At 73.2% G+C, this 18,429-nt stretch carries 11 protein-coding genes and 3 tRNA genes; 7 read left to right on the top strand and 7 right to left on the bottom strand.

Translation table 11 applies throughout. The features are described from left to right. Positions 1-40: 40 nt before the first annotated feature. Both dnaG and A8713_RS09570 read left to right on the top strand, forming a co-directional pair. Complete coding sequence (gene dnaG, locus A8713_RS09575; protein ID WP_064533036.1) at positions 41-1,954, top strand: DNA primase; 1,914 nt, start codon at positions 41-43, stop codon at positions 1,952-1,954. 170 nt (positions 1,955-2,124) lie between these two features. Continuing rightward, entirely contained in the window at positions 2,125-3,378 is a 1,254-nt protein-coding gene (locus A8713_RS09570) for an RNA polymerase sigma factor (protein WP_064533035.1), read from the top strand. A gap of 56 nt (positions 3,379-3,434) precedes the next feature. On the opposite strand, the gene A8713_RS09565 is transcribed toward A8713_RS09570, so the two are convergent. From A8713_RS09565 to A8713_RS09550, 4 genes are all read right to left on the bottom strand, one after another. After that, the gene (locus A8713_RS09565) at positions 3,435-5,363 is read right to left on the bottom strand and encodes an ABC transporter ATP-binding protein (RefSeq protein ID WP_064533034.1); all 1,929 of its coding nucleotides are present in this window, start codon (positions 5,361-5,363) and stop codon (positions 3,435-3,437) included. Further along, the gene (locus A8713_RS09560; protein ID WP_064533033.1) at positions 5,363-7,096 is read right to left on the bottom strand and encodes an ABC transporter ATP-binding protein; all 1,734 of its coding nucleotides are present in this window, start codon (positions 7,094-7,096) and stop codon (positions 5,363-5,365) included. Before A8713_RS09560 ends, A8713_RS09565 begins: the two co-directional genes overlap by 1 nt. A gap of 172 nt (positions 7,097-7,268) precedes the next feature. After that, entirely contained in the window at positions 7,269-8,723 is a 1,455-nt protein-coding gene (locus A8713_RS09555) for a xylulokinase (RefSeq protein ID WP_064533032.1), read from the bottom strand. 61 nt (positions 8,724-8,784) lie between these two features. Beyond that, entirely contained in the window at positions 8,785-9,087 is a 303-nt protein-coding gene (locus tag A8713_RS09550; protein WP_018570679.1) for a hypothetical protein, read from the bottom strand. A gap of 145 nt (positions 9,088-9,232) precedes the next feature. Here A8713_RS09550 and A8713_RS09545 point away from each other — a divergent pair. The 4 genes from A8713_RS09545 to A8713_RS09530 all read left to right on the top strand — a co-directional run bounded on the left by A8713_RS09545 (position 9,233) and on the right by A8713_RS09530 (position 11,636). Next, positions 9,233-9,305, top strand: a tRNA-Asn gene (locus A8713_RS09545). A 5-nt stretch (positions 9,306-9,310) separates the two neighbouring features. Further along, a tRNA-Asn gene (locus A8713_RS09540) sits at positions 9,311-9,383 on the top strand. 211 nt (positions 9,384-9,594) lie between these two features. Continuing rightward, positions 9,595-9,668: transfer RNA gene (locus tag A8713_RS09535), tRNA-Ile, on the top strand. Between the two features lie 225 nt (positions 9,669-9,893). Beyond that, positions 9,894-11,636 carry a protein kinase domain-containing protein gene (locus A8713_RS09530; RefSeq protein ID WP_064533031.1) on the top strand — a complete coding sequence of 581 codons (1,743 nt, stop codon included), beginning with the start codon at positions 9,894-9,896 and terminating at the stop codon, positions 11,634-11,636. Between the two features lie 31 nt (positions 11,637-11,667). Here A8713_RS09530 and A8713_RS33780 read toward each other — a convergent pair whose 3' ends face one another. The 3 genes from A8713_RS33780 to A8713_RS09520 form a co-directional block, all read right to left on the bottom strand. Further along, positions 11,668-11,832, bottom strand: coding sequence for a hypothetical protein (locus A8713_RS33780; protein WP_173860782.1), 165 nt, complete (start codon positions 11,830-11,832; stop codon positions 11,668-11,670). A 25-nt stretch (positions 11,833-11,857) separates the two neighbouring features. Continuing rightward, entirely contained in the window at positions 11,858-12,604 is a 747-nt protein-coding gene (locus A8713_RS09525; protein WP_064533030.1) for an ANTAR domain-containing response regulator, read from the bottom strand. Between the two features lie 623 nt (positions 12,605-13,227). Next, positions 13,228-14,265, bottom strand: a complete 1,038-nt coding sequence (locus A8713_RS09520; RefSeq protein ID WP_064533029.1) for a rod shape-determining protein — start codon at positions 14,263-14,265, stop codon at positions 13,228-13,230. A 342-nt stretch (positions 14,266-14,607) separates the two neighbouring features. On the opposite strand from A8713_RS09520, the gene A8713_RS09515 reads away from it, so the two are divergent. Next, a complete protein-coding gene (locus A8713_RS09515; RefSeq protein WP_064533028.1) occupies positions 14,608-18,330 on the top strand; it encodes a S8 family serine peptidase in 3,723 nt (1,240 codons plus the stop codon). Positions 18,331-18,429 lie beyond the last annotated feature (99 nt).

The following is an 18,429-nucleotide window of genomic DNA, read 5'->3' as shown; positions in this document are numbered from 1 at the left end:
TCCGGACGGGAGTGTCACCGCGGCCCCGTAGAATTCACCCGTGGCCGGACGGATCAACGACGAGGACGTGAAGGCGGTACGGGACGCGGTCCCGATCGACGCCGTGGTGTCCGAGTACCTCCAGCTGCGCGGCGCGGGCGGCGGCAACCTCAAGGGCCTGTGCCCCTTCCACGACGAGAAGTCGCCGTCCTTCCAGGTCAGCCCGAGCAAGGGACTCTTCCACTGCTTCGGCTGCCAGGAGGGCGGCGACACCATCACGTTCGTGATGAAGGTCGACCACCTCACCTTCTCCGAGGCGGTCGAGCGCCTCGCCGCCCAGGCCGGCATCACCCTGCGCTACGAGGAGGGCGGGTACAACCCCTCCCACCAGCGCGGCGAGCGCATCCGCCTGATCGAGGCGCACAAACTGGCCGCCGACTGGTACGCGCAACAGCTCGCGGGCAGCGCCGAGGCCGAGACCGGCCGGGTCTTCCTCGCCGAGCGCGGCTTCGACCAGGGCGCCGCCGTTCACTTCGGCGTCGGCTACAGCCCGCAGGGCTGGGACCACCTGGTCCGCTTCCTGCGCGGCAAGGGCTTCACCGACAAGGAACTGCTCCTGTCCGGCCTCGCCCAGGAGGGCCGCCGCGGGCCCATCGACCGCTTCCGCGGCCGGCTGATGTGGCCGATCCGCGACATCGGCGGCGAGGTCGTCGGCTTCGGCGCCCGCAAGCTCTACGAATCGGACAACGGCCCCAAGTACCTGAACACCCCGGACACCCCGGTCTACAAGAAGTCCCAGGTCCTGTACGGCATCGACCTGGCCAAGAAGGAGATCGCCAAGGCGTCCCGCGCGGTCGTCGTCGAGGGCTACACCGACGTCATGGCCTGCCACCTGGCCGGGGTCACCACCGCCATCGCCACCTGCGGCACGGCCTTCGGCGGCGACCACATCAAGATCCTGCGCCGGCTGCTCATGGACAACGGCTCGGCCCGGGTGATCTTCACCTTCGACGGCGACGCGGCCGGCCAGAAGGCCGCGCTGCGCGCCTTCGAGGACGACCAGAAGTTCGCCGCCGAGACGTACATCGCCGTCGCCCCCGACGGCATGGACCCCTGCGAGCTGCGCCTGGCCAAGGGCGACGACGCGGTCACCGACCTGGTGGAGCCGCGCACCCCGCTCTTCGAGTTCGCGCTGCGCCAGATCGTCGCCCGCTACGACCTGGACACCCCGGCGGGCCGCGCCGCCGCCCTGGACGAGGCCGCGCCGGTCGTCGCCCGGATCAAGAACAGCGGCGCCCAGCACGAGGTCGCCGTCCAGCTCGCCGGGCTGCTCGGCATCCTGGACACCCAGTTCGTGGTCAAGCGGGTCGCCCAGCTCGCCCGCTGGGCCCGCGAACGCGGCGGCCGCGGCGGCGGCCCCGAGCGCCGGCAGGGCCCCCCGCAGCAGCAGTACGCCGCCCCCGCGCGGCCCGCCGCGCCCAGCGGCCCCGCCCTGAACCTGCGCAACCCGGTGCACGCCACCGAGCGCGAACTGCTGAAGCTGGCGCTGCAACGCCCGGAGCTGGTCTCCCCGGCCTTCGACGCGTACGGCGCGGACGAGTTCACCGCCCCGCCCTACGCGGCCGTGCGCCAGGCGGTCCTGGACGCGGGCGGCGCCGAGTACGGCACGGCCGACCCGCAGGAGTACCTGGTCCGCGTCCGCGAGGCCGCCCCCGACGACACGGTCCGCGCCATGGTCACCGAGCTGGCCGTGGAGGCGATCATGCGCCGCGTGGTCGACGAGATGTACGCGGGCGAGGTCCTGGTCCGGGTCCGCCGCCGCGCCGTCGAGCGCCGCATCCGCGACCTCAACAGCACCGTGGCCCGCCTCGGCACCGGCGGTGACCCCGCCGGCCTCGCCGCCGCGCAGAACGAGCTGTGGGTCCTCCAGCAGTACGACCAGGCCCTGGCGGTCAAGGGCGCGGCCGCTCTCTAGGGTTCTCCGGGGTCCGAGCGGCCGGAATATCCGCCTCGTGACGGACCGGACGCAAAAAGTCACCGCACGCCCCTCGTGGCGGCGATGTGTCGTACTCCACACTGGGGTCCGGTGCCTGATCCCCGGAGCGCGGCCGGTCCGTCCCCCCACGGGTCTCTCCTCCCGCGGCCGTGCTCATCGCGTACAGGACGGACAGCGGCGAGGCCGTCGACCCCGTCCCCCGAGTACCGCTGCCGCACAGGTCAGCAGCGATCATCCTGGAGGTCGCCCGCGTGCAGACCCAGACCCTCATCACCCCTGCCGACAGCGCCACCGATCTCGTCCTGGCGGCGGCCGTGCCCCCGCAGGACCGGGTCGCGCACCACCCGGACGCGGCGGAGCCCGGCGAACCGGAGGAGCCGCCCGCCGACGAGCCGGAGCCCGGCGCGTCCGAGCCCGCCGAGCCCGCCGAAGCCGGTGAGCCCGCCGAGGCGTCCGAGCCCGCCGCCGTCCCGGCCCGCGCCGACAGCGGCGGGCCCACCGCGGACCTGTTCCGGCAGTACCTGCGGGAGATCGGCCGCATCCCGCTGCTCAGCGCGGCCGAGGAGGTGGACCTCGCCCGCCGGGTCGAAGCCGGTCTCTTCGCCGAGGAGAAGCTCAGCGGCGCCCACGACCTCGACAGCGCGCTCGCGGGCGACCTGGACCGGCTGGTCGTCATGGGCCGCCTCGCCAAGCGCCGCCTCATCGAGGCCAACCTGCGGCTGGTGGTGTCGGTCGCCAAGCGCTACGTCGGCCGCGGGCTGACCATGCTGGACCTGGTCCAGGAGGGCAATCTCGGGCTGATCCGGGCGGTGGAGAAGTTCGACTACGCCCGCGGCTACAAGTTCTCGACGTACGCGACCTGGTGGATCCGGCAGGCGATGAGCCGGGCACTGGCCGACCAGGCCCGCACCATCCGCGTACCGGTGCACGTCGTCGAACTGATCAACCGGGTGGTGCGGGTGCAGCGCCGGATGCTTCAGGAGCGGGGCTACGAGCCCACCGCGGCCGAGGTCGCCGCCCACCTCGAACTGCCGCCCGAACGGGTCAGCGAGGTGCTGCGGCTGGCGCAGGAGCCGGTCTCGCTGCACGCCCCGGTCGGCGAGGAGGACGACGTGGCCCTCGGCGACCTCATCGAGGACGGCGACGCCGCCTCGCCCGTGGAGTCGGCCGCGTTCCTGCTGCTGCGCCAGCACCTGGACGCGGTGCTCTCCACGCTGGGGGAGCGCGAGCGCAAGGTCGTCCAGCTCCGCTACGGCCTGGTGGACGGGCGCCCGCGCACCCTGGAGGAGATAGGGCGCCTGTTCGGCGTGACCCGGGAGCGGATCCGCCAGATAGAGTCCAAGACCCTCAACAAGCTGCGCGACCACACCTTCGCCGACCAGCTGCGCGGCTACCTGGACTGAAGGGGGCCGCCCCGCCGGGCGCCCCCCTCCCGTGTACCGGCCGGACCGGTCTGCGTTCAGTCGACCTCCGCGACCGCCTGCGCGAACTGCGCCTTGTACAGGCGGGCGTAGGCGCCGTCGGCCGACAGCAGCTCGTCGTGCGCGCCCTGTTCGACGATGGAGCCGTTCTCCATCACCAGGATGGTGTCCGCGTCCCGGATGGTGGAGAGCCGGTGCGCGATGACGAACGACGTCCTGCCGTGCTGGAGTTTGGCCATCGCCTTCTGGATCAGCACCTCGGTACGGGTGTCGACCGAGCTGGTCGCCTCGTCCAGCACGAGGATCACCGGGTCGGACAGGAAGGCCCGCGCGATGGTGATGAGCTGCTTCTCACCGGCGCTGACCCCGCTGCCCTCGTCGTCGATCACGGTGTCGTAGCCGTCGGGCAGGGTCCGCACGAACCGGTCCGCGTGCGCGGCCCGCGCCGCCTCCTCGATCTCGCCGCGCGTCACCTCGCGGCAGGCGCCGTAGGCGATGTTCTCCGCGATGGTGCCGCCGAACAGCCAGGTGTCCTGGAGCACCATGCCGATGGCGGAGCGCAGTTCGTCGCGCGACATCCGGGCGATGTCCACCCCGTCCAGGGTGATCCGTCCGCCGGTGACGTCGTAGAACCGCATCAGGAGGTTGACCAGGGTGGTCTTGCCCGCGCCGGTCGGGCCGACGATCGCGACCGTGTGGCCCGGCTCGACCGTCAGGGACAGGTCCTCGATCAGCGGCTTGTCCGGCTCGTAGCGGAAGGACACGTGCTCCAGCGCGACCCGCCCGCGCAGCTCCTCGGGCCGCACGCCCGGCACCGGGTCGGCCTCCTGCTCCTCGGCGTCCAGCAGTTCGAAGACCCGCTCGGCCGAGGCGACGCCCGACTGCACCAGGTTCGCCATCGACGCGACCTGGGTCAGCGGCATCGAGAACTGCCGCGAGTACTGGATGAACGCCTGCACATCACCGATGGACAGCGTGCCCGAGGCGACCCGCAGCCCGCCGACGACCGCGACCAGCACATAGTTCAGATTGGACACGAACATCATCAGCGGCTGCATGACACCGCTGTTGAACTGCGCCTTGAACCCGGCCTCGTACAGCGCCTCGTTCTGCTCGGCGAACTGCCGCGCCGACTCCTCCTGGCGGCCGAACACCTTCACCAGGGCGTGCCCGGTGTACATCTCCTCGATGTGCGCGTTCAGCTTGCCGGTGGAGCGCCACTGCTGCACGAAGTGCGGCTGGGAGCGCTTGCCCACGCGGGTGGCCACGACGAACGACAGCGGCACGGTCACCAGCGCGACCAGCGCCAGCAGCCAGGAGACCCAGAACATCACGATGAGCACGCCGACGATGGTCAGCAGCGAGTTGATGAGCTGGCCCATCGACTGGTTCAGGGTCTGCCCGATGTTGTCGATGTCGTTGGTGGCGCGGGAGAGCACCTCGCCGCGCTGGCGCTTGTCGAAGTAGGACAGCGGCAGCCGCGACAGCTTGGTCTGCACGTCCTCGCGCATCCGGAACATGGTCCGGTTGACCGACCGGTTCACCAGCCGGGTCGCCACCGCCATCAGCAGCCCGGCCACCAGGAACGTGCCCAGCGCGAACAGCAGCACCTCGCCGACGGCACCGAAGTCGATGCCCTGTCCGGGCGTGAAGTCCGTGCTCCGGAGCATGTCGGCGACCGAGCCCTGGCCGTGCGCGCGCAGCGAGGCCAGGGTCTCGTCCTTGGACATCCCGGCCGGGAACTGCCGGCCGATGATGCCCGCGAAGACCAGGTCGGTGGCCTTGCCGAGGATCTTCGGCCCGATCACGCTGAGGGTGACGCTCACCACCACGCACGCCAGCAGGATGCAGATCGTGGCCCGTTCGGGTCGGAACTGGGCGATGAGCCGCTTGCCCGACTTCTTGAAGTCCATCGAGCGGCTGTCCGGGGAGCCCCCGGCCATCATCCGCCCCATCGGCCCTGCCATCAGGCGGCCTCCGCTTCCGTCAGCTGGGAGAGCACGATCTCCCGGTACGTCTCGTTGCCCGCCATCAGTTCGTGATGGCGGCCGGTGCCGACGACCCGTCCCTCGTCCAGGACGATGATCCGGTCGGCGTCCCGGATGGTCGCCACCCGCTGGGCGACGATGACGACGGTCGCCTCGGCCGTCTCCCGGGTGAGCGCGGCGCGCAGGGCCGCGTCGGTGGCGTAGTCGAGGGCGGAGAAGGAGTCGTCGAAGAGGTAGATCTCCGGGCGCTGCACCAGGGTGCGGGCGATGGCCAGGCGCTGGCGCTGGCCGCCGGACACATTGGTGCCGCCCTGCGAGATCGGCGCGTCCAGACCGCCCTCCAGCCTGCTGACGAAGTCCTTGGCCTGCGCCACCTCCAGCGCCTGCCACAGCTCCTCGTCGGTGGCGTCCGGATTGCCGTAGCGAAGGTTGGTGGCGACCGTGCCCGCGAACAGGTACGGCTTCTGCGGCACCATGCCGACGGTCCGCGCCAGCAGCTTGGCGTCCAGGGTGCGCACGTCGGCGCCGTCGACCAGGACCTCGCCGTCGGTCGCGTCGAACAGCCGCGCCACCAGGCCCAGCAGGGTGGACTTGCCGCTGCCGGTCGAGCCGATCACGGCGGTCACCTCGCCGGGCCGGGCGGTCAGGTCCACGGCCTTCAGCACCGGCTCCTCGGCGCCCGGGTAGCGGAAGCCCGCCCCGCGCAGCTCCAGATGGCCGTGGCTGCGCAGCTCGCGCACCGGCGCCAGGGGCGGGACGACGCTGGACTCGGTGTCCATGACCTCCTGGATGCGCTCGGCGCAGACCTCCGCGCGCGGCACCATCATGAACATGAAGGTGGCCATCATCACGGACATCACGATCTGCATCAGATAGGCGAGGAACGCGGTGAGGTCGCCGATCATCATGCCGCCGCTGTCGATGCGGTGGGCGCCGAACCACACCACCGCGATGGACGACAGATTGACCACCGTCATCACGATCGGGAACATCAGCGAGAGCATCCGGCCGGTGGCCAGGGACATCTCGGTCAGCTCGCCGTTGGCCGCGCGGAAGCGGTCGTTCTCGTAGGTGTCGCGGACGAAGGCGCGGATGACGCGGTTGCCGCTGATCTGCTCGCGCAGCACCCGGTTCACCGTGTCCAGGCGGGTCTGCATGGACCGGAACAGCGGGCGCAGCCGGCGCACGATCAGCGTCACGGAGATGCCCAGCACCGGTACGACGGCGACCAGGACGCCCGACAGCGGCACGTCCAGGCCGAGGGCCAGCACGACACCACCCACGCACATGATGGGCGCCGACACCATCAGGGTGAACGTCATCAGGGCCAGCATCTGTACCTGCTGGACGTCATTGGTCGTACGCGTGATGAGCGAGGGCGCGCCGAACTGGCCGACCTCGCGCGCCGAGAAGGACTGCACCCGGTCGAAGACGGCGGCCCGCACGTCCCGGCCGAGCGAGGAGGCGGTCCTGGCGCCGTAGTACACGGCACCGATGTTGCATCCCACCTGCGCCAGCGAGATGGCGATCATCACGGCGCCGAACGTCAGGATGTAATCCGTGTCACCTTTCACCACGCCCTTGTCGATGATGTGGGCGTTCAGCGTGGGCAGGTAGAGGGTGGCGCAGGTCTGGAGGAACTGAAGCAGCACCAGAAGAGCGATGGGTTTCCTGTAGGGCCTGAGATAGGTCCGCAGAAGTCGTATGAGCACGCTGGGTCTCTCGGAGTCGGCGGTGGGGGCGGTCGATGTCCCCTGGCACCTATCGTCGGACACTCCGCCCGTGTTACCTCAACTGATTAACCCGATCGGAGCGCGCGGCGGCCGGACACCCCGGCCGCCCCGCGCGCCCCGTACGCGTGTCCCGTACGCGGCGCACCGCGCACTACGCGCCGAACGCACCCGGATGGGTCTGTTCGCGCACCGCCGTGTACTGCTGGCGCACCGCCTGGCCCACCGCCAGGTCCTCGCCCGGCTCCAGCACCTGGGCCGCCGCGCCCTGCCAGGCGGGCGGATCGCGCGGGTCGAGGGTGCCCTGCGAGACGCCGAGCGCCCACGCGGCCTGCCGGGCGGCGCCGATCGCCGCGTAGTCGGCGGGCTGCGGCACGACGACCTGCGCGCCGAACAGCGCGGGCGCCGCGGCCTGCACCGCGGGCAGCTCGGCGGCCGGCCCGAGCAGGAAGACGCGCCGCACCTCCACGCCCCGGCCGCGCAGCACGTCCAGCGCGTCCACGAGCCCGCACAGCATGCCCTCGAAGGCGGCCCGCGCCAGGTGCTCGGGCTTCATCGACTCCCGCCGCAGACCCGACAGCGTCCCGGCGGTGTGCGGCAGCGCGGGGGTCCGCTCACCTTCCAGATACGGCAGCAGCACCAGCCCGTGCGAGCCCGGCGTCGACTTCGTCGCCAGCTCGGACAGGGCCTCCAGATCCGGCAGGCCCAGCAGCTCCGCGGTGCCGCGCAGCGTCCGTACGGCGTTCAGCGTGGTCACCACCGGCAGATGCATGCCGGTGGCGTCGGCGAGCGAGGTGATCATCCCGCTCTGGTCCACCAGCGCCTCGGGGTGCACGGCCATCACCGACCCGGAGGCGCCCAGCGACACCACCGCGTCCCCCCGCCCGAGGCCCAGGCCGAAGGCGGCGGCCATGGTCTCCCCGGTGCCGGCCGAGATCAGCAGCCCCTCCGGAGTCGTACCGGCCGCCTCGGCGGGGCCGATCACCTCGGGCAGCACCGCCTGGTGGCCGAGCGCCAGCTCGACCAGGTCGGGCCGGTAGGCGCCGGTGGCCGCCGACCAGTAGCCGGTGCCGGAGGCGCCGCCGCGGTCGGTGGTCCGTCGCGCCGGGCGGCCCAGCAACTGCCACACCAGCCAGTCGTGCGCCTGCATCAGCACGGCCGTGCGGCCGGCCGCCTCCGGCTCGTTCTTCGCGAGCCAGCGCAGCTTGGTGACCGGCTGGGCGGCCTGCGGCACGGAGCCGACCGCCTGCGCCCACGCCTCCCGGCCGCCGAAGGAGTCGACGAGGTCCGCCGCGGCGGCCTGGGCCCGCCGGTCGCCGCCGACCAGCGCCGGGCGCACGGTGGCGCCCTGGCCGTCCAGTGGCACCAGCGCGTTCTGCTGGGCGGAGACGCCGATCGCCTGCACGCCCTCCAGCAGTCCGCCGCCCGCGGCCTCCCCGAGCGAGAGCAGCCAGGCCTGCGGATCCACGTCCGCCGGACGGCCGCCCCCCTCGGGGCTCTCCACCGGATGCGGTGCGTAGCCCTGCCGGAGCACGGCCCCCGTGTCCGTGTCGCAGACCACGATGCGAGTGAAATCAGGTGAGCTGTCCAACCCGGCGACTATCCCCATGCGGAAAATTCTGCCGCATCCCGGCACCCGTGTGGGGCGGGGGCCGGATGGTTCCCCCGGTTCAGGTGTTGCTGGTGCCCCAGTCGTCCGCGCCGTTGCCCCCGGCCCGCTCGCGCAGGGAGCGGACCCGCTGCGCCACCGAGTCCGGGACATGGTCGCCGACCCGGTCGCTGACCGCGTGGTACGCCTTGCCCGCGAACTGCCGCCCCTGCTGGGCCGCCGTCTCCGCGGTGTTGCGCACGGCGGGGTTCTGCGCCACCTGGCGGGCGGACTTGCGGAGCTGCTCGTAGCGCTCACGTCCCGCCTTGGTGCCCAGTACGTAACCCAGAGCCAGCCCTGCGATGAACACGAGCCGGTAGCGCATGGTGGCCACCCTTCCTTGCCTCGACGTCGGAGCCCGGGGGAACCGATTGGCGGAGCACCCCCCTGCTTGCGCTAATGTATGTGTCGCAGCGAGCGCGCGCTCACCGGGGACTACCCCGGAAGACGCGTTCGATGCGACGAGGCATTCCTCCGTAGCTCAATTGGCAGAGCAGCCGGCTGTTAACCGGCAGGTTACTGGTTCGAGTCCAGTCGGGGGAGCTCGGTCCTCCGTAGCTCAATTGGCAGAGCAGCCGGCTGTTAACCGGCAGGTTACTGGTTCGAGTCCAGTCGGGGGAGCATGCTGAACGAGGACCCTCCGGGGTCCTTTTTCATGTCCGGCCCCGCACCCGGGTACCCACCGGATCCATGTTCGGGGGAACCGCCGTGACCTCGCAGGAGTCCTCAAGGTCAGGAAGACCGCGGCGAGCCGACCACGGCGAAGCAGGAGATCGTATGAGCGGCTATGCTGCGGCAGACGGCGCGCACACGTGTACGCGACGCGCCGGACGGGGCGGTAGCTCAGCCGGTTAGAGCAGCGGACTCATAATCCGTCGGCCGTGGGTTCGAGTCCCACCCGCCCCACTCCGGGCGCTCCGCCGCAGGAACGTTCTCATCTGCGGTGGAGCGCGGGGAACCTGCCACGCCGCTGGGTCCCCCGAGTGGTCCAAGACCGCCTGTCCGTCCGCCGCTCGCCCGACGCGCCGCGCCGCGCGGCGAAACCATCGGTTCTCCCCGGGCGTCTCTTCACTGACCTGACTGGTCGTCCACGCGCCGTGCGGCGCGGTGGTGAGGGGAGGACGGTCTGCTGTGCTGGCGCTGCGGGAACACGATCCGGAGCGGATCGCGGACTACCGGCTGCTGGGCCGGCTCGGCGAGGGCGGTATGGGCGTGGTGTACCTCGCCCGGTCGGCGCGGGGCCGGATGGTGGCGGTGAAGTCGATCCGCGCCGAACTGGCGGCGGTTGCGGACTTCCGGACCCGGTTCGCCCACGAGATCGCCGTGGCCCGGCAGGTCGGCGGGGACTGGACGGCCGCCGTACTGGACGCCGACCCGCACGCCGAACGGCCCTGGGTCGCCACCGCCTACATCCCCGGACCCACCCTCGCCGACGTGGTGGGCCGGCACGGTCCGCTGCCGGAGCAGTCCGTGCGCGGCCTGGCGTCCGGACTGTGCGGCGCCCTCGCCGACATCCACGCCGCCGGGCTCGTCCACCGGGATCTGAAGCCGTCGAACATCATGATCACCGTCGATGGTCCGAAGGTGATCGACTTCGGTATCGTCCGCGCGCTGGACGATCCGACCGGTGGCGGTCTGACCGCCACCGGATCGGTCGTGGGCACCCCCGGGTTCATGGCCCCCGAACACATCCGCGGTGAGCGTCTCACCCCGGCCTGCGACATCTTCTCGCTCGGCGCCGTGCTCGCCTTCGCCGCCGCCGGGCGCCTGGCCTTCGAGGCGTCCCAGGGGCAGGCCCACGCCGTCATGTACCGCGTGGTGCACGAGGAACCGGACCTCACGGGCGTCCCCGGGCCGCTCCTGCCCCTCGTCCGGGACTGCCTGGCCAAGGACCCGGGCGCCCGGCCGTCCCTCGACACGCTCCGGGCCCGGGAGGAGACCCGGTACCGGCACCGCGGACCGTGGCTGCCGGCCGCCGTCCTGGCCCGGCTCGGACAGGACGCGGCCCGGCTGCTCGCCCACGAGGACCCGCACACCCGGGCGGTTGCCGGGACCATGCCCGCTCCGGCGGGTCCGCCGCCGGACGCCGCCCCGACCGGACCGACCCGACCGCTCACCGCCCCGGACGCATGGCAGCGGCAGCCCGCCGCGGCGCCGGACGACGGAGAGGCGCGGCGCACCCTGGCCGAAGAACGCGAGGGGGCGGACCGGCCGGAGCCTGCCACCATCGCCGTGTACGCGGCGCTCACCCTGTTCACCGCGGTGGCCCTGGGCACGGCCGGCCGGCAGCTCTATCTGGCGAGCACCCTGCACGGCAACGCGGCCTACCAGTACTGGGACGGCGGGTCCGCCTCCGACCTCTGGGGGAAACTCCAGATCGGCTCGGGAGCGGTGCTGGTCGTGTGCTGGCTGCTCTGGTTCACCCAAGCACGCGCCGCCGCCGAGCACTTCGCCCCCGGGCGGCTGCGCCACCACCCTCGCATGGCCGTCCTCGCCTGGTTCGTCCCGGTCGGCAACCTCTACCTGCCCAAGCAGATCGCCAACGACGTCTGGCACGCCTCCAGCCCGCCCGGCCGGGCCGGGGCCATGGCTCCCGCCGCCAGGCTCGACCTCTGGTGGAGTCTCTGGCTGCTCACCCTGGTCACCTGGCCGGAGTTCTGGAGGACGTGCCACTGGGCCAGGATCAACCACGCCGACTGGGCCGACCGGCCGCACGGCGACTACGCCCTCAACACAACGGGCTGGACAGCCGTGGTCCTCCGGCTCCTCGTGGTCCCCACGGCTGTCGCGGCCGCGCTGTACGTGTACAGGCTGACGGCCCTGCAACGAGCGCGGCGCGGCGTCCCGGCGGCGGGCACCGGGGTGTCCCCGTAGGCCCGGCCCCGGATCCCGCGCCGGACCGGTCTCAGGTGCCGTCCGCCGCGTCCGACGTCTCCGGGAGGTCGTCGCGGTCGCCCTCGGCCTGGGAAGGGGTCGGGTAGGGCGGTTCCGGGGTGTCGGCCGTGCGGCGGGTGGGGGTGTCGTCGCGTTCGCCCTCGGCCTGGGAGGGGGTGTGCTCTCGCATGTTCATGGTGGCTCCTGCGGACCTGGGGTGGTCACTCGGGGTCCGGGTACCCGTCGTTCCCTCCTCCGCACGCGGTCGTCCGGGCCAGCGCGGCGCGCAGGGCCGCGCGGATCTCCTCCGGGGGCGGGGGCCCGTCCGGCAGGGCGCCCGCGGTGACGGCGGAGGCCACGGTCCGCAGCTTGGTGTTGGAGCGCTGGGACGCCTCGCGGAGGATGTCCCAGGCCTGCTGCGGGGTGCAGGCGTGGGCGGCCATCAGGATGCCGCGGGCCTGGTCGATGACCGGGCGGGAGTCGATGGCCCGGCGCAGCTGCTCGACCTCCCGCTGGAGTTGGAGCAGCCGCTCCCCGCGCTCCACGGCCACCGCCGAGGCGGGGGCGGGGGCGGCCGGTGCGGGGGGCGCGGGATCCTCCGGGGACGGGTTCAGCGGGTCGGCGGTGTCCAGGCCGGCCAGTTCCAGGACGCGGCGCGGCTGCCCCGTCCAGCCGGTGGCCGTGACGGGGACGAGATGGCAGCGGCCGTGCGCGTCGAGCGCCTCCAGGAAGCCGAGACCCGCCGAGTCCATGAACGTCACCCCGGCCATGTCCAGGTCGATCCGGCAGGTTCGGGGCGGCAGTTCGGCGAGCGCCTTGGCCAGCGTGTCCGCGCAGCCGTGCACCAGCTCTCCGCTCGGGGCGAGCCGGGCCCGGCCGTCCGGGCGGACGTGCGCGGCGATGGCCAGCGGAGCGGCCGGCGCGTCCAGCCGCCGCGCGAGAGGTGGAGGTGGTGTCCCTGAGGTCATGTCCCGCCCTGTCCCGCCCGTCGTCCCGCTCGTCTCGTCGCCCCCCTGCCTTCCCGGTCTCCCGGTGCTCCGGTGCTCCAGTCCTCCGGTGTTCCAGTCCTCCAGTCCTCCGGTGCTCCGGTTCTCCGTGGCTTTTCGGGAGCCGGGGCCCGGTGGTCTGTTCTGCGCCTGCCCTGTGCTCCGCCGCGTACACCTGGCGGGCGGTGCGCGGGCCGGTTCGGTCGGGCCGGTGGGGTGCCGGGCAGCGTGGGGTGCCGGGCAGCGGGGTGCCGGTATTGCCTTCGCCGGGGCCGGGGCCGGGGGGTCCGCACGGCCGGAGCCCTTCCAGCGCCCTGCCCTCCGCATTCAGCACGAGGCGCTGATCAAGCTGGCGTTTCGGGGTCGCGAGGTGACGGTCCTGTGCCCGTACGACGCCGTGCGCCTTGGCGCGCTGCTCGGTCCTGCCGGGCGACGGCTGGAGGACCGGGTGCCGGTCGCCGCCGAGCTGACCGCCAACAGTGAGGTGCACGGCGGCGGTTCGGGCGAGGTACGGGTGTGGGCGGCGGACGGGCGGGTGCTGTGCGAGGTCCGGGACGCGGGGCGGTTCCGGGACGCCGCCGTCGCCGGGGCGCCGTCGTCGGCGGCTACGCCCCGATCGGGTCCAGTACCAGCGGTTCGATCCGGCCCTCCAGCATCTCGCCCAGGCCCTGCACCGCGCACACGTCGGGGCGGTCGGCGATGTGCACCGGCATGCCCGTGGCCCGGCGCAGCATCTGGTCGAGGCCCGGCAGCAGCGCGGAGCCGCCGACCATCATGATGCCCCGGTCCACGAGGTCGGCGACCAGGTCGGGCGGGCACTCCCGCAGCACCGTGTAGATGCCGTCGAGCACGGCGGTCAGCGGGGCCTGGATGGCTTCTCGCACGGCGGCGGTGTCCACCAGGACGGAGCGGGCGAGCCCGGTGGCCACGTCCCGGCCGTGGATCTCGGTGGCCGCCGGGCCGTGCGCCGTGAGGCCGTTGTCGTGCAGGGCCAGTTGCAGCGGGCGCACCGACTGGCTGGGCAGCACCAACGCGTGTTCCTGGCGCAGGTGCTGGACGATCGCGTGGTCGACGGCCTCGCCGCCCACCGGCATTCGTACGGCGGCGACGATCGAGCCGAGGGAGAGGACGGCCACCTGGGTCGCCGCGGCGCCGCACACCATGATCATGGTGGCCTCGGCGCGTTCCACGGGCAGTCCGCAGCCCACGGCGGCGGCGATGAGCGTGTCGACCAGCTCCACCCGGCGGGCGCCGAGTCCGACCAGGGTCTCGACGGTGGCGCGCTGGGCCAGCGGATCGGCGTCGTGCGGGGTGCAGGCCGCCGCCCGCAGCCGGGCCTTGCGGCGCAGCGAGCGGCGCATCTTGTCGCCGAGCAGATGCCGCAGCATGCGCTGGGCCATCTCGATGTCGATGACGGTGCCGCCGGAGACCGGGCGGACCACGCGGATGTAGTCGGGGGTGCGGCCGGTCATCTTCTCCGCGAACTCGCCGACCGCGATCAGCGCGCCGGTACGGGTGTTGACGGCGGCGACCGAGGGCTGGTCGACGACGAGTCCCGCGCCCTTGACGTACACACGGGTCCGGGCCGCTCCCAGGTCGACGGCGAGATGACAGCGGCGCAACTGCTCCAGACTGGCGGACATGACGGATCCTCCCGAGAGCGCGGACCGTGGCGGTCGCCGGGCGGCGGCCTCCTGTGCATCGTGTGCGGGACGGGGGAGCGGGCGCCTGTTCAAGGGGGCCGGGCGGGGGGCCGCTGGACGAGTGCTTTTCCTGGCCGCCTGCTGAACAAGTACCAGGTATGCGCACAGTGGACCGCCTTGTCCTGGCGGGAACCTGCCACGGCGACCATCCGCCACCGCTCGTCAACTCCCTTGCCACACAAGTCTCCTGACACTCTTCCCAGCACCGACGCAGCACTCGACGCAGCATTCGACGCAGCACTCGACGAAGCGGACCGCCGCTTGCGAGGAAGAGAGGCACGGATGAGCAGAGGACCAGGCAGACGGAGAGCGACCCTCCTGTCGGCCGGGCTCGTGATCGCCCTGCTGCCCGCCGGGCAGGCCGCCGCCGGACAGGCGGCCGCCCACGACACCGGATCCACCACCCCCACGACCAGCGCGCCCCGGGCCGCCGCGGCGGCCGGGAGACCGGCGGACGGCCCCCGCACCGTCACCCTCGTCACCGGCGACCGGGTCACCGTCACCCCGCTCGGCGGCGGGAGGAGCACCGTCACGGTGCGGCGGCCGGCGGACGCCACCGGGGCCGTCCGCACCACCGTGGCCGACGGCACCGTCACCGTCGTACCGGACGAGGCCCGGCCGTATCTGCGCGCGGGCCGGCTCGACCCGCGGCTGTTCGACGTCAGCGAGCTGCTGCGGCAGGGACTCGCCGACACCCGCACCGGAGAACTGCCGCTGATCGTGACCTACGGCAAGGACCGCGCGGTGCGCACCCCGCGCGGCGCCGCGCGGACCCGGGACCTCGCCAGCGTGCACGGCGCCGCCGTCGAGGCGGGCAAGGGGCGTGCGTTCTGGCGGGAGTTCACCCGGCCCGGCGGCACGCGCACCCTTTCGCCGGACGGCGCGCGCACCCTTTCGCCGGACGGCGTCGACAAGGTCTGGCTCGACGGCCGGGTCCGCGCCGACATGGCCGAGTCCAACGCCCAGATCGGCACCCCGGAGGCGTGGGAGGCCGGGCTGACCGGCAAGGGCGTCACCGTCGCCGTCCTGGACACCGGCGTCGACACCACCCACCCCGACCTGGCCGGCCGCGTCGCGCGGACCAAGAGCTTCATCCCGGGCGAGGAGGTCGCCGACCGCAACGGCCACGGCACCCACGTCACCTCCACCGTGGGCGGCAGCGGCGCCGCCTCCGACGGCAGGGAGAAGGGCGTCGCCCCCGACGCCGTGCTCGCCGTCGGCAAGGTGCTCGACGACCAGGGCACGGGCAGCGAGTCGCAGATCATCGCCGGGATGGAGTGGGCCGCGCGGGACGTGCACGCGCGGATCGTGTCCATGTCGCTGGGCTCCACCGAGGCCAGCGACGGCACCGACCCCATGGCGCAGGCCGTCGACACCCTCTCGGCCGAGACCGGCGCGCTCTTCGTGATCGCCGCCGGGAACACCGGCGCGCCCTCCTCCATCGGCTCGCCCGGCGCCGCCGACGCGGCCCTGACCGTCTCCGCGGTCGACTCCGCCGACCGGGCCGCCTACTTCACCAGCGCGGGACCGCGCCTGGGCGACAACGCCCTCAAGCCCGACCTCGCTGCCCCCGGCGTCGACATCCTCGCCGCCCGCTCCCGGCTCACCGAGGGCAGCGGCGACTACACGACCATGAGCGGTACGTCCATGGCGACGCCCCATGTCGCCGGGGTCGCCGCCCTGCTCGCCCAGGAGCACCCGGACTGGGGCGCGGTCCGGCTCAAGGACGCGCTGATGTCGACGTCGAAGCAGCTCGACGCCTCCGCCTATGTGCTGGGCGCGGGCCGGGTGAGCGTGCCGGACGCGGTGGCCGCCCAGGTCACCGCCACCGGCAGCGCCGACCTCGGCTTCTACGGCTGGCCCTACGACGGGAACAAGCCGGTCACCCGCACCCTCACCTACACCAACTCCGGTGACCGGCCCGTCGAGCTGACCCTGGCCGTACGGGGCGCCCCCGACGGCGTGGCCGCCCTCGCCGACCGGCAGCTCACCGTGCCCGCGCACGACACCGCCTCCACCACGGTCACCGGCGACGGCGCCAAGGCCCTGGTGGGCGACACGAGCGGGCAGATCGTGGCCTCGGCGGCCGGCACAGCCGTCGCGCACACCGCGTTCGGGCTGGTCAAGGAAGGCGAGCGGTACACGCTCACCGTGCACGTCAAGGACCGCTCCGGAGCCGCCACCGCCGCCGACCTCGCCGTGCAGCGACTCGTCGCGGGCGCCGACCCGTTCAGCGCCCACGTCGACGACTCGGGCACCCTGCGGCTGCGGCTGGACCCGGGCACGTACAGCGTGTCCTCCTTCCTCGACGTGCGCGGCAGCCACGGCGCCGACTCCCTCGGGCTCGGCTTCCTCGCCGCCCCCGAGATCACCCTCGACCGGGACCGCGAGATCACCCTGGACGGGCGGCGGCTGCGCGAGGTCCGCGCCGACGTGGGCCGCCGCACCGAGCGGCGCCAGCTCCTCATGGAGTACGACCGCAAGGCGGGCGGCGCCGACCTGTTCGGCGCCGTGCAGGTGCCGCTGACGTACGACAGCGTGTTCGCCGCGCCGACCGAAAAGGTCCGGCAGGGCTCCTTCGAGTACCGGACGGTGTGGCGGCTCGGCGCACCCCCGCTGGCGGTCAAGGGCGTCGGTGACGCGCTCGTCCAGGCGGGCAGCACCCTCACCGCGGGCCGCAGCAGGCTGCCGCTGGTCGACATCGGCACCGGCGGCCTCACCGGCAGGAACGTGCGCGGCAAGGCGGTCCTGGCCCGCGTCACCGACACCACCGACCCCGGCGCGCTCGCCCAGGCCGCGCAGGACGCGGGCGCCGCCGCGCTCTTCGTCACGGACGACGCGCCCGGCCGGCTCAGCCTGTGGTGGGGCACCGACGACAACGCCGACCGGCCGCTCCTGATCGCCTCGGTGAACGCCGCCGACGCCGCCCGGCTGCGCGCCGCCCGCCGCGTCGACATGACCGGCACCCCGCACACGCCGTACGTCTACGACCTCTCGGACGGCCACCCGGGCGCGGTCCCCGACCATGACCTGACCTACGCCCCCGGCAAGCGCCGACTGGCCGCGCTGGACGTGAGGTTCCACTCCGGGCAGGCGGCGAGCGGCGGGGAGTTCCGGTACTCGATCACCGACACCTTCCCCATCGGCCTCGGCTTCCCCGAGAGCGCCGACTACCCGGCCACCCGCACCGACTACGTCTCCACCGGGCCCGGCCAGCTCTGGCACGAGTCGGTGACGCTCGGCGAGGGCACCCTGGAGGAACGCAGCGGCCTGGTCCGCTACACCGGCGGCTCGCACCGGGAGCTGGACTGGTTCAAGCCCGTCTGGCACCCGTGGCTGGGCACCGGGCTCGGCTGGGGCCAGCAGCGCGCCGGGAACACCCTCCAGTTCAACGCGCCCGGCTGGGGCGACTCCGGGCCCGACCACACCGGCTTCGGCGACGTGTGGAGCGCGGAGAGCGGCATGTCCCAGACGACGGTGGCCTATCTGGACGGCAAGGAGGTGGACCGCGGCACCAGTTCGAGCGCGTACGTCCGGGACGCGCCCGCCGACGAGCACACGTACAAGCTCGTCACCGACACCGCGCTGGACCCGGCCCGCTGGAAGCTCGCCGGGCGGGGTCACGCCGAGTGGACGTTCCGTTCGGCCGCCACCCCCGAGGACCACTGGAGCTTCCTGCCCCTGATCAACCTCGCCCTCGACGTCGACACCGACCTCGCGGGCACGGTGCGGGCGGGCAGCCGGATCCCGGTGGGCCTGAGCGCCGCGTACGTGGCGGGCGCCACCGGCACCGGCACCCTCTCCGGGGGCCGGCTGGAGGTCTCCTACGACGAGGGCGCGACCTGGCGGCAGGTGCGGCTCGCCGGCGGGCACGCCTCCTGGAAGGGCACGCTGAGCGTGCCCCGGGGCGCGGCGTCCGTCTCGCTGCGCGCCTCGGCGGGGGACGACCGGGGCGGCTCCGTGCACCAGGAGCTCGTCCGGGCCGTGGGGGTGCGGCAGCGGTGAGCTGAGCGCCGCGCGCACACGCGGGCGGCGCCGCCTCCCTGGGACGGGGAGGCGGCGCCGCCGTGCTGCTTCGCTGCCGTCAGATCAGCCAGCCGACGA

This window comes from Streptomyces sp. SAT1 (assembly GCF_001654495.1).
Taxonomy (GTDB): Bacteria; Actinomycetota; Actinomycetes; order Streptomycetales; family Streptomycetaceae; genus Streptomyces; species Streptomyces andamanensis.
This window is presented reverse-complemented; position numbering and strand designations above follow the sequence as displayed.